This is a genomic window from Clostridium sp. DL-VIII, assembly GCF_000230835.1.
GTDB lineage: Bacteria > Bacillota > Clostridia > Clostridiales > Clostridiaceae > Clostridium.
Map to the genome: position 1 here is coordinate 3,122,792 of NZ_CM001240.1, position 12,136 is coordinate 3,134,927.

At 28.7% G+C, this 12,136-nt stretch carries 11 protein-coding genes and 1 other annotated feature; of the genes, 10 read left to right on the forward strand and 1 reads right to left on the reverse strand.

Annotation, left to right across the window (positions count from 1 at the left end; all coding sequences use genetic code 11):
- The first annotated feature begins 239 nt into the window (after window positions 1-239).
- The 3 genes from CDLVIII_RS14290 to kdgT all read left to right on the forward strand — a co-directional run bounded on the left by CDLVIII_RS14290 (window position 240) and on the right by kdgT (window position 2,965).
- Window positions 240-704, forward strand: coding sequence for a CBS domain-containing protein (locus tag CDLVIII_RS14290; protein ID WP_009170153.1), 465 nt, complete (start codon window positions 240-242; stop codon window positions 702-704).
- Window positions 705-878: 174 nt separating this feature from the next.
- Complete coding sequence (locus CDLVIII_RS14295) at window positions 879-1,640, forward strand: IclR family transcriptional regulator (RefSeq protein ID WP_009170154.1); 762 nt, start codon at window positions 879-881, stop codon at window positions 1,638-1,640.
- A 344-nt stretch (window positions 1,641-1,984) separates the two neighbouring features.
- The gene (gene kdgT / locus CDLVIII_RS14300; protein ID WP_009170155.1) at window positions 1,985-2,965 is read left to right on the forward strand and encodes a 2-keto-3-deoxygluconate transporter; all 981 of its coding nucleotides are present in this window, start codon (window positions 1,985-1,987) and stop codon (window positions 2,963-2,965) included.
- A 71-nt stretch (window positions 2,966-3,036) separates the two neighbouring features.
- Here kdgT and CDLVIII_RS14305 read toward each other — a convergent pair whose 3' ends face one another.
- On the reverse strand, window positions 3,037-3,414 hold the full coding sequence (locus tag CDLVIII_RS14305; protein WP_009170156.1) for a helix-turn-helix domain-containing protein: 378 nt from the start codon (window positions 3,412-3,414) through the stop codon (window positions 3,037-3,039).
- Window positions 3,415-3,602: 188 nt separating this feature from the next.
- On the opposite strand from CDLVIII_RS14305, the gene CDLVIII_RS14310 reads away from it, so the two are divergent.
- From CDLVIII_RS14310 to CDLVIII_RS14340, 7 genes are all read left to right on the forward strand, one after another.
- Complete coding sequence (locus CDLVIII_RS14310; RefSeq protein ID WP_009170157.1) at window positions 3,603-4,169, forward strand: flavodoxin family protein; 567 nt, start codon at window positions 3,603-3,605, stop codon at window positions 4,167-4,169.
- 289 nt (window positions 4,170-4,458) lie between these two features.
- Window positions 4,459-5,115 carry a response regulator transcription factor gene (locus CDLVIII_RS14315; RefSeq protein WP_035301800.1) on the forward strand — a complete coding sequence of 219 codons (657 nt, stop codon included), beginning with the start codon at window positions 4,459-4,461 and terminating at the stop codon, window positions 5,113-5,115.
- A 5-nt stretch (window positions 5,116-5,120) separates the two neighbouring features.
- Entirely contained in the window at window positions 5,121-6,548 is a 1,428-nt protein-coding gene (locus CDLVIII_RS14320) for a HAMP domain-containing sensor histidine kinase (RefSeq protein WP_009170159.1), read from the forward strand.
- Between the two features lie 267 nt (window positions 6,549-6,815).
- Window positions 6,816-7,637, forward strand: coding sequence for a hypothetical protein (locus tag CDLVIII_RS14325; protein ID WP_009170160.1), 822 nt, complete (start codon window positions 6,816-6,818; stop codon window positions 7,635-7,637).
- 87 nt (window positions 7,638-7,724) lie between these two features.
- Window positions 7,725-7,982, forward strand: a binding site (T-box leader).
- A gap of 168 nt (window positions 7,983-8,150) precedes the next feature.
- Entirely contained in the window at window positions 8,151-9,677 is a 1,527-nt protein-coding gene (lysS, locus tag CDLVIII_RS14330) for a lysine--tRNA ligase (protein WP_009170161.1), read from the forward strand.
- A gap of 353 nt (window positions 9,678-10,030) precedes the next feature.
- The gene (locus CDLVIII_RS14335; protein ID WP_009170162.1) at window positions 10,031-10,717 is read left to right on the forward strand and encodes a response regulator transcription factor; all 687 of its coding nucleotides are present in this window, start codon (window positions 10,031-10,033) and stop codon (window positions 10,715-10,717) included.
- Between the two features lie 4 nt (window positions 10,718-10,721).
- Window positions 10,722-12,134, forward strand: a complete 1,413-nt coding sequence (locus CDLVIII_RS14340; protein ID WP_009170163.1) for a HAMP domain-containing sensor histidine kinase — start codon at window positions 10,722-10,724, stop codon at window positions 12,132-12,134.
- The last annotated feature ends 2 nt before the right edge of the window (window positions 12,135-12,136 follow it).

A 12,136-nucleotide genomic window follows, 5' to 3' on the forward strand; every position in this document is an offset into this window, starting at 1 on the left:
ACAAGTTACATGGTGAAACTTATACTTAAATAAGTTTCATAGTGTAACTTATTTAAGCGAGAATATGATCATATTTATTAAAAAAGGTATTTGATATTGTAGAGAAATAGGTAATTATAGTTGATACATTTATATCAGCATTAACATATTCTTAACACTGTTTATGAGAAACAGGAGGTAACTTAGAAAATAAAATTTATATAAAATATACATAAAAACAGATAGGGGAGTAAATTAGTATGAAAGTTAAAGATTTTATGATCACTGATGTAATTTTTGCAAAGAAGGAAGATAGTATAAAAAGTGTTATGAAAATTCTAGTAGATAAAAAAATAGGGGGAGTTCCTATAGTAGATGATAAAGGAATACTTGTAGGTATAATAAGTGATGGTGATATAATAAGAAATATAAATCCAAAGGAAGAAAAAATGTATGATTTTATGTCGTATATATTTTATATTAAAAAAGAAGAATTAGAAGAAGGTATAGAATTAATAAAAGATGCAAATATTATGACCATTGCAAGACGTAATAATATTTATTGCGTTTCTCCAGAGGATAGTATGGAAAAGGTTTTATCTATGTTCTCAAAACATAATTTTAAAAAGATACCGGTAATAAATAAAGAGAGGCAAGTAGTTGGAGTTGTGAGTAGAGGCGATGTTATTAGATATGTTCAGAAAAAAATTATAGATAAAATGTAATATATTTTTAGTAGATAGAACTTACAATATATAGGTTCAATAAAACAATTTTATGTTAAAAATTATCTTAAGATCAGATCTTTAAAATGCTTGTATTTACTGTAAACTTGCTGTATTATGAGTATATCGTTTACTTTTAGATTTTTCTATAAGGATAAAGGAGATATTACGAAGATGCAGGAAATAGTTCAATCAGTTGATAGGACTCTAACTATTTTAGAAGTGCTATCAGATTATGAAGATGGTTTAGGAATAACTGAAATTAGTGAAAAAGTAGAATTACATAAGAGCACAGTTCATAGGTTATTGAATACATTAATATATAAAGGATACATAAAGCAAGATAAAAATACAAACAAATATGAACTTACTTTAAAATTGTTTGAACTTGGAAATAAAAAGGTAGAGAGCATGGATTTAGTATCTATTGTTGAACCGTATTTAAAAGAGCTTATGGAGAAAACCAATGAAGTTGTCCACTTAGCAATAAGAGAAGGTTCTGATATAATGTATGTCTCAAAAATGGAACCACAAAAATCCATGAAGATGTATACGAGAATAGGAATGCGAAAACCAATATATTGTACAGCAATGGGTAAGGCAATGATGGCGTATATGACTGAAGAAGAGGCTAAAAAGATTTGGGATGAAAGTGATGTACAAAAACTTACATCTAATACAATAGTTAATTTTAATGATATTAAAGAGAATTTAAAAGATATTAGAGAAAAGGGATATGCCATGGATAATCAAGAGGTTGAAGAAGGCATAAGATGTGTAGGAACCATATTAAAAGATCATAAAAGCAGAATTTGTGGAGCAATCAGTATATCTGGATCAATATTAAGCTTCACAGAAGATAAAATAAGCTATTTCTCTAAAGTAATTTTGGAGTATGCGGATAAAATATCAAAGGAACTTGGTTACAGAAAATAAATGTAGCCAAGCTCTTTTTTTTTGCGCCCAATTATTTTACAAATGCATTGAGTAAACAAATAATATCCTATAATTTAGAAAATTAATAAAAATGTTTACATTTATACTTGAAAAAGATTACAAGGCCTTGTATAATGAAAGTGTATTCGTGATACGAAAACGAGTTTCACAATACGAAACAAAAACGGAATAATTAGCATTATAAAAATTATTTTAAAATTATTTTAAAATTAAGGAGGAAAAAGATAGCCGTAAGATATGCAAATTCATAAAACAAGACATATTGTAAATGAAAACGATAACTAAAAAACGATTCTAAAGAACTATTTAAGGAGGAATTATTTATGAAAATTAAAGCTAGTATTGAAAAAATACCTGGTGGTATGATGCTTGTACCTTTATTAATAGGTGCATGTGTAAAAACTTTTCAACCTGGGGCAGGTGAATACTTTGGATCTTTTACAGGAGGACTAATTAGTGGTACTGTACCAATCTTAGGAGTTTGGTTTTTCTGTATGGGTGCAAGTGTAAGCTTTAGTGCTACACCAACTATTTTAAGAAAGTCCGGTACGCTTGTTATAACAAAAACTTTAGTCGCATGGCTTGTTACACTAATTTTTAGTAAGTTAATACCTGGTGGAAGCATAGAAACAGGAATTTTTGCAGGTTTATCTGTTTTAGCAGTTATTTCCTGTATGGATATGACAAATGGTGGATTATATGCTGCATTAATGCAACAATATGGATCAAAAGAAGAAGCTGGTGCATTTATCTTAATGTCATTAGAATCAGGTCCATTAGTAAGTATGTTAATATTAGGTGCTGTTGGAGCTGCATCATTCCCACTTAATAACTTTCTTGGAGCGGTTATACCTTTCTTAGTTGGTATTATTCTTGGTAATTTAGATCCTGAACTTAAAGCTTTCTTTAATAAAGCAACTGGTGTTATGATACCTTTCTTCGGATTTGCACTAGGTAATACAATTGATTTAAGTAACATTTTCAAAACTGGTTTACTTGGAATCTTCCTTGGACTAGCTGTTATTGTTATTACAGGTATTCCTCTTATTCTTGCAGATAAGTACGTAGGAGGAGGAAATGGATTGGCAGGTTTAGCTGCTTCAAGTTCAGCTGGTGCAGCTGTTGCAAATCCAGTTATAATATCAAAAATGGCGCCTCAATTTGCGCCTGTTGCAGCTCAAGCAACTGCACTGGTTGCTACAAGCGTTGTTGTAACTTCAATTTTGGTTCCAATATTCACTTCACTTTGGAATACTCACGTTAAAAAAACCAAAGGAATAGATAATGGAGAGGTAGTAAGTTAAATAAAATATATTCAAATGATGAAGGAAAACCAAGTCCAGAGGGAGGAGGTTTTCCTTCATTATTTAATGTATTATTTTAAAATTTCTTCATGCTTTAAATAATCATCCCACCAAATAGTTAATTCATAAAGTAATGGTAACAGATCTTTTCCTCTGTCAGTTAAAGTATATTCTACTCTTACAGGCATTTCATTATATTGATTTCTAGTAATTAATTTATCATTCTCAAGTTCACGTAATGAATTTGCTAGCATTGTATTTGTTATTCCTGATATGTCTCTTTTTAATTGATTAAACCGACACACTTCCTTTCTTAGTAACTGCCCTAATATATTCAGTTTCCATTTACCTCCGATTACTTCCAATGGATCCTTTAGAGGACATTTTTGGTGAAAATCTGATTCTTTTATTAAATTTAAATATTTCTCTAATTCTTGTTTGCTTGCCATATCTATTCCTCCTAGATAAGAAAAATAATACCTAATCACAGAATTCTGCGTTCTTGTTAATATAAATTTATTTAGATATAATAATTATACCAAGTACTCTTATTTGAGTAAATATTAAATAAATGAGAACAAACATAAATAGTTAACTCAATTAAAAAAATGTTTGTGTTTCGAAGGAGAGATATTAAATGTCAAAAGTAGTTATTTTTAATGCTAGTCCAAGAAAGAATGGATATAATTCAAAATTATTAGAACAAGTGGCAAAAGGTGCTGAGTCTAAAGGTGCTGAGATTATAGAATTTGATTTAAACGATCCTGGGATTCGTGGATGTCAAAGCTGCTTGTATTGCCGTACTCATGATGGTTGCGCTATTAAGGATTATCTTCAACCAATGTATGAAGCTATTAATGAAGCAGATGCTATTGTATTTGGTTCGCCAATATATATGTATCAAATTACAGGTCAAGCAAAAGTTTGGTTAGACCGTACATTTCCATTGATTGATCATGATGGAAGCAGTAGTATTACACCTAGACATCCAGGTAAAAAGGTAGTAACAATATTTACTCAAGCTAATTCAAATCCTGAAATAGGTGCAGAAGGTATTAAATATGTTACTAATTTTTTCAACACATATGGTTGGACATTAGAGGATAATATTCACGTTTGTGGAGCTGAGCTTGTTCCAGATTCAAAAGCGTTAGAGGAATTCTCTTTAAGAGCATTTAAGGCTGGGGAAAATCTAGTTGGATAAATTTCTAACATACCCATTATATCAATATAAGCGATTATATATTTGAAGCTATAATAAAATAAAAGGAATACTCAAAGTAATCAAAGCTTTGAGTATTCCTTTTCTAGTTGATAAGGGGAAATTAAATTGAGGAAAAGCCAGATGACATTAAATTATAAGCAGTAAGTAGAGTGATTTATTTTGCAACTATTTTACAATTTCTCTAAAAGTTTTGTTATATAATGGATATATAAGTTTTATTTAAGAATTTACTGAGAAATATAAGGTTATTATGCAAGGAGGATCAGATTTGAAAATAAGTATTTTAATAATAGAAGATGATGAAGCCATTTCTAATTTAATAAAAATAAACTTGAGCATGGCTGGCTATGAAAGCAATCAGGTATTTGATGGATTAGATGCTTTTAATTTGTTAAAAGAAGAAACTTTTGACCTAATACTTATGGATATTATGCTGCCAGGAATGGATGGTTTTGAATTGATGAAAAAAATAAAAGATTTAAATATTCCTGTAATATTTTTAACAGCAAAAAATGGACTGGCTGATAAAGTTACGGGATTAACATCAGGTGCAGAGGATTATATTGTAAAACCATTTGAGACAGTTGAACTTTTGGCAAGAATTGAAATAGTATTAAGGAGATATTCTAAAAATAATAATTGTATAGAATTTAAGAATCTGAAAATATACGAAGATGAAAGAATTATAAAAAAAGATAGTGAGACAATAGATTTAACTTTAAAGGAATTTGAACTTATGCTTATGCTTGTGAAAAATAAAAATATGGCATTATCTAGAGAATATTTATTAGAAAAGATATGGGGATATGAATATATGGGGGAAACTAGGACAATAGATACTCATATTCAAAAAATAAGAAAAAAGCTGAATCTTACGGATAACATAAAAACTGTATATAAAATTGGATATAGATTAGAGGAGTAATAGATATGAAGTTATGGCTGAAAATATATCTTTTTTCTTTGATTTTATTAGTGCTCACTTTAAACTTAGCTGGATTTATACTAATACAAAAGTTTCATAATGATTTGCTGGAAAAGGAAGTGGATAAATGTCTTTCAGAACAAAAATCTGTTTCTTCACAATTAAGAATTAATTCTCTATATATGCAGAAAATTTATTCAGATACTGATTATGATATTAATTTATTACTTGGCACATTAATGGATGAGTATAACAAGTCTGTTAATGATGAACCCTGGCAGCATGGAGATACAGAAATTTTAGATTCTAAGGATAACATACTGTTTTCAGATATGAAATTCCCTGTTTCAAATGAAAATGAAGAATTAGAAAATCTTTCAGCAGGGAAAATTAATTATATTATTCGAACTGTAGATGATAAACAGTATTTATATGTAAGTAGTTTGGTGGATGTTTATAATTCTCAAGTAAAAGTACATTATGCTAAGGATGTTTCAAGTATATATGTTGAAAAAATGAATCAATATACGCTTTTTATGAAATTAGATGTTTTAATTTGTTCTCTTTTTGCTGTTTTTATGTTTTTTATAAGCAGATTAATAACAAAACCAATAAATACCTTAATAGCTTCTACTCAAAAAATATCTCAAGGGCAGTATTCTGAAAGGGTAAGAATTAAATCAAAAGATGAATTTAATATGCTTTCAAATAATTTTAACCTAATGGCACAGACAATAGAAGATAAGATAAATGAGCTGGAGATGTCTAATATTGAGAAAGAAACCTTCATAAATAATCTTACTCATGAGCTTAAGACACCATTAACGTCAATAATTGGATACGCTAATCTAATAAGAACCTCCAAATATAATGAAGAATTATTTTTTGAAGCTTCAGATTATATTTATAAAGAAGGAAAAAGGCTTGAACAAATGGCTTTTAAGATGATGGATTTAATTTATGCAAAGACGCAAGAAATTAAATTAACACCCGAAAAAATAATGCCAATAGTATTGGAAGTTAAAAAGTCTGTATCTGTTAAGCTTAAGGAGAAAGATATAGATTTAATTATTGAAGGAGAAGACTGCATATTAAATATGGACAAGGATTTAATTAAAATGGCTTTGTGTAATTTAGTAGAAAACGCTATAAAAGCCTCTGAAAATAATTGTAAAATTAACTTAAAGGTATCTAATTTAAATGATAAAACTACTATATCTGTAAGGGATCTAGGCTCAGGCATATCAAAGGAACATTTAGATAAGATCTGGCATCCATTCTATGTAGTTGATAAAGCAAGGAGCAGAAAAAGCAATGGAGCAGGCATTGGACTTTCTATCTGCAAAAAAATAGCAGAGGTTCATAATGCAGATATTAAAATAATTAGCGAACTTGGCAAAGGAACTGAAGTTGACATAATTTTCACCAATTAAAATAGTAAATTGAGTGCATGACCATTTTAGAGATAAGTTATATGCTTTGAGGAGTATTTCAATTGAAAGATAATATGTAGCGTACTTTATATAAAAATGTAATTTGGTTAAAGTTTACAACTATTTTACATTCGGAATAAACTTCTGGGACATCTTAATTCTATACTTAAAGAGTGGTAAGTACTTACGCACGACTAAGATCGAATTAAAAATAAAAATAAATATAGGACTAAAAATTAATAAAATAAGAATATTGGAGGAATTATTATGTTATCAAAAAAAATAACAGCAGCATTAGTAGTCGTAGGAGTAATAGCATCTACTTCTGCTATATTTGACCAAGTTAATATAAAGGGAGCTTTTGCAGATACAGTAAAGCAAAATACTGTATATACTAAGGAGGATACTCAGGCAGCTTCTCAAGATGATGGTACAGGTAAAGTAACTGGTGCAGAAGAGGAAGATTATAGACAGAAGTCTTTAGATGTCTTAAAAAAATATTTTAACATACCAGAAGTTAAGGAAAGTGAAAGCAATCAGTTTAGTGCATGCATATTAAATGAAAAAACTTTGGATGAAATAAAGCCAAAAGAACAAGAATGTGTTCAAAGGTTATATGATAAGAAAGAGATGTCAAAGGAAGAGTATGATAAGCAAATGGCTTATATTGAAGATAATGATAATGGACTTAAAGAGAGAGTAAGACAATTAAAGCATGGAATGGTTCAAACAGGATGGACTGATATAAGTAGTGATAATTGCTATCTTTTTGATTTTAATGAAAATACAAAAGAATTAGATATGGTAATGGTTAATGACAATAATCTTGATAAAGGGACTGAATTAGTACTTAGTGGCGACCAACTAAAAAATACAGCAGAGGACTTCATTAAAGAGAACAAACTAGGAGATATAGAAAAGCCTAAGTTTATCCTTTTAAAAGGACATCGCCTTTTTTATGAAGACGAAAATGATTCTTCTAAAAAAGTAGAAGTATCTATTAGCCCATTTACAGGTAAAGTATGGGGCTTTTCAGTAAAAGGGTATGCAGAGTTAGAATATAATATGGCAGTTAGTGAAAATAAATAAAGCTAGGAAGAATGAAGAAATAGATGAGAACCAAGTCAGAATAAGAAAGGTTATCTTTACAAAAGCAGATTTTTATTGTAAACTATATGAAAAGCAATGAAAAGAAGAGTAGATAGAATAGTTCATTTTCAGAGAGCTCTAGATGGTGGGATTGAGCAATGGATTTTTATTGAAGAAGGTCTTGGAGCTGCACACTGAGTCTATTTTCATAGAGGTAGGATGTGACGGAATACCCCGTTATAGGTATAGAGTATCTCACATTTTTTGATGTACTTGAAGAGGTGTATACGGCAACGCATACATAAACTGAGGTGGTACCACGAATTTATAACTTTCGTCCTCAAGATTAGAAATCTTGGAGGTGAAGGTTTTTTTTATTTGTGTTAAGGCAATATAAGAGAATAATAAGTAAATCTGCTTTCTTGCCTAATAAAATATTCATGGTAAATTGAAAGTGTTATTTTCTTTTATGTGCCTAAATTAATCAATAAATAAGTAAAGGTGGTAACAAAAATGTATGAGCAATATGAAAATCTAAATGAATTAGAAAATATAATGACAGATGCAAATGAATTTATAGTGGAGAGAATAAAAAAGTTAAATAAACTTAGTGAGCTAGGAATAAATCCATATCCTTATAATTACGATTTTAACAAAAAAACTTATACAAAATATATATGTGATAATTTTGATACTATTGATGAAAGTAAAGTGCTTTCTTTAGCAGGAAGAATAATGTTTCTTAGAAGAATGGGAAATGCAACTTTTGCTAATATAGTAGATGAAAGAGGAAATATACAAATATTTTTCAGTAAAAAGTTAATTGGAAGTGAAAATTATAATGTTTTAAAATTAATCGATGTCGGTGATATTGTTGGGGTAGAGGGAACTGTATTTAAGACTCAGACAGGGGAAATAACTATTCGAGCAAACAAATTTGAATTGTTATCTAAATCAATAAGAACCCTCCCTGAAAAATATCATGGAATTCAAGATTCAGATTTAAGACAAAGACATAGATCTTTAGATATGATAATGAATTCAGACGTTAAAGAAAGATTTATTAAACGTTCTAAAGCAATTACTACAATTAGAGAATATTTGAATAATATGAATTTTATTGAATGTGATACTCCTATACTTGATACTAAATATGGTGGAGGAGAAGCAAAACCATTTAAAACTTTTGTTAATGATTTAGACTCAGAAGTATATATGAATGTTTCTCCAGAATTATATTTAAAAAGACTTATTGTTGGAGGAATAGAAAGAGTTTATACATTTGCAAGATCTTTTAGGAATGAAGGAATTGATAGAACACATTATCCAGAATTTACTCTAATGGAATGTTATATGTCGTATGCAGACTATGAAGATATGATGAGAATTATGGAAGGAATATATGAATATGTATTTATGTCCGTTAATGGCTCTACTAAAATAAAATACGGTGAAGAAGAAATTGATTTTAAAGCTCCATGGAAAAGAGAAACTATGTGTAATCTTGTAAAACAAGATACAGATATTGATGTAGAGAATTTAACTAAAGAAGAAATTATAAGTAAAATTAAAGAGAATTCTCTTTTGCTTGAAGAACAAAATGAAGGTTTAAATATAACTGAAGTTTCGAAAGGAGAATTAATAGTAAATCTTTTTGAATCATATAGCGAGAAGAAACTAATACAACCCACTTTTGTTATAGATTTTCCTAAAGAATCATCACCACTTTGTAAGGTTCATAGAGAAAATCCAGATTTAATTGAAAGATTTGAACCATATGCCTATGGAGTAGAGCTTGGAAATGCTTATTCAGAATTAAATGATCCATTAAGACAGCGTATATTATTACATGACCAAGCTGAAAAATTAAGAGGAGGACTAGAAACAGCAAGTCCAATGGACGAAGAATTTGCTGTAGCTATTGATACAGCAATGCCACCAACTGGAGGTTTAGGTATTGGTATTGATAGAATGATAATGTTTCTAACTGGATCAAATACAATAAAGGATGTTATTGCATTTCCTTTAGTTAAAAGATAAGAATACTTCTCCATTTTTAAATTATATATTTGTAAGTTAATTATAAATCTACTATATATATCGATGAGTTCAAGATATCACATAATTTTCAAACATGTAGAATATGCGTCGTAATTAAAAAGCAGGCTGCATTATAGAATTTATTTCTATAATGCAGCCTATTTTAATATATGATTAGTTTCAAAATTGGAAGAGCTGTTTTGCATTTTTGTAACCTTTAAAATGCATTATTGTAGTATAAAAGTATTTAATACCAATATTTACATATAATTTACAAGTTTATTCTAGATATAAATACCTTTATATTAAATTAATGGTAAAATAGAAATATAATTTAGACATGAGGTGAAAAGATGGAGAATAACAAAATATTAGTTGTTGAAGATGATAAAAGTATAAGGGAAATGCTGATTTTTGCTCTTGAAGCAGAGGGATTTAAGGTGGAGAGTGGGAAAAATGGAACGGAAGCTTTAAAGAAAAATAGTGAAATTAAACCTAACTTAGTACTTTTAGATTTAATGCTGCCTGATATAAATGGATTTGAGGTATGCAAAAAAATTCAGCAAGAAAGAGACATACCAGTAATTATGGTTACGGCTAAAAATGATATTGTTGATAAGGTGTTGGGGTTAGAAATAGGTGCTGATGATTATATTACTAAGCCTTTTCATATAAAAGAGGTAATTGCAAGAGTTAATAAGTCGCTCCAAAGAATAGAGAAGGTAATAAAATTAGAAAAAGAAAAGAATTTAATAGAAATAGGAAAAGATATATACATAGATGAAGATGGACGAACTGTAATTAAGAATGGTATAGAAATAGGTTTAAGGCCTAAGGAGTATGAGCTTCTATATTTACTAGCAACAAATAAAGGGAAGGTCTTCTCAAGAGAAGAGCTCCTAGATAAAATATGGAGTTATGATTATTTTGGAGAACTTAGGACCGTAGATGTACATGTTAGAAGACTTAGAGCTAAGCTTGAAGATGCTCAAAATAAGTACATAGAAACAGTATTTGGTGTTGGATATAAGATGAGGTAGCAATATGAAAAATAAGAAACTAAGAACTAAAATAACCATAAGAGTTGGAGCTTTGTTAGTTTTAGGTGGTGTTACTTTAAATATAGTGGTAAAAAATATTATTGATTATAGTAGTAATAGTACTATAAAAAATGATATGGTTATGCAGCAAAATAATTCTATAAATTTTATTAATGAATACTTTATGGTAAATAGTAAAAGTTTGGATAGAGAAACTTTAATAAGTAATAGCGCTAAAATAGCAATAAGTTTATCAGAAAATAATAATTCAACAATAGGTATTTATGATGATAAAGGACAACTTCAATACCAAAATGTAAAGGGTGAAGTTAACAAAAAAATTAGTGAGCATATTGATAAGGCGAAGGAAAATAAGGCGTATATATATTTTAGTGACGAAAATAATGATTATAAAGGATATTTTGCATATCCGTTTTATTCAAACAACGAATTTATTGGAATTGTTGAAATTATTAGAGATTACAAAGAGATAATAACAAATAATAGAAACATATATTTACTCTTTACATTAGTAGAGAGCTTTTTCTTTCTTATAATTTTAATATTAACTTATCTTATAATGAGAGAATCAACAAGGCCTATTGAAAATCTATTAAAAGGAGTTAGGGAAATATACAATGGTAATTATGGGTATGAGGTATTAGAACATGCAAATAAAGATGAAATCAGTGATCTTGCTTATGAATACAATAAAATGAGAAGAAAGATTAAAAAGCAGATAGAACTAACGCATCACTTAGAAAAAACTAGGAGAGATTTTTTCTGCAACATTACTCATGAATTAAAAACTCCACTGACTTCAATATCTGGATATGCGGAACTTTTACAAACTAATTTTCATAATGAAAAATTTAGAAAGCAGGCAATAAATTCGATTGAAAAGGAAAGTGATAAATTAAATAGCATGATTTCAAGCATATTAGAAGTATCAAGAGGCCAGATTTTAAGCAGGGAAAAAAGCGAATTTAATATAGGGAAAATGTTAAATGAAATTTCAGATGAAATGAGGATTAGAAATAACAATTGTATAAAAGTTAAAGTTAATATTGAAGAAGGGAACATTCTTGGTATATATGATGATATAAAAAGTATTTTAATAAATTTACTTGAAAATGCATATAAATATTCAATTGAAAATGGAGATATGGATATTGCAGGCTATAAAGAGAGTGGCTTTTATAACGTGATAATTTCCAATAAAAGCCGTAATCTGAATTCAGATTTTGAAGCAAAAGCATTCGAACCATTTATAAGGGGAGAGAATGCCAATGACATGGAGGGAAACGGATTAGGATTATATATATGTAAGCTAATTGTAGAAGAACATAATGGAGAAATAAGAATAAAGATTTTAGATAATATAGTAAAGGTCATTGTAAAGTTAACATGTTTGTAACA

Bases quoted from the DNA above. Each gene is read 5' to 3' on its own strand.
- CDLVIII_RS14290 (WP_009170153.1), top strand. From the start codon at position 240: ATGAAAGTTAAAGATTTTATGATCACTGATGTAATTTTTGCAAAGAAG.
- CDLVIII_RS14295 (WP_009170154.1), top strand. From the start codon at position 879: ATGCAGGAAATAGTTCAATCAGTTGATAGGACTCTAACTATTTTAGAA.
- kdgT (WP_009170155.1), top strand. From the start codon at position 1,985: ATGAAAATTAAAGCTAGTATTGAAAAAATACCTGGTGGTATGATGCTT.
- CDLVIII_RS14305 (WP_009170156.1), bottom strand. From the start codon at position 3,414: ATGGCAAGCAAACAAGAATTAGAGAAATATTTAAATTTAATAAAAGAA.
- CDLVIII_RS14310 (WP_009170157.1), top strand. From the start codon at position 3,603: ATGTCAAAAGTAGTTATTTTTAATGCTAGTCCAAGAAAGAATGGATAT.
- CDLVIII_RS14320 (WP_009170159.1), top strand. From the start codon at position 5,121: ATGAAGTTATGGCTGAAAATATATCTTTTTTCTTTGATTTTATTAGTG.
- CDLVIII_RS14325 (WP_009170160.1), top strand. From the start codon at position 6,816: ATGTTATCAAAAAAAATAACAGCAGCATTAGTAGTCGTAGGAGTAATA.
- lysS (WP_009170161.1), top strand. From the start codon at position 8,151: ATGTATGAGCAATATGAAAATCTAAATGAATTAGAAAATATAATGACA.
- CDLVIII_RS14335 (WP_009170162.1), top strand. From the start codon at position 10,031: ATGGAGAATAACAAAATATTAGTTGTTGAAGATGATAAAAGTATAAGG.
- CDLVIII_RS14340 (WP_009170163.1), top strand. From the start codon at position 10,722: ATGAAAAATAAGAAACTAAGAACTAAAATAACCATAAGAGTTGGAGCT.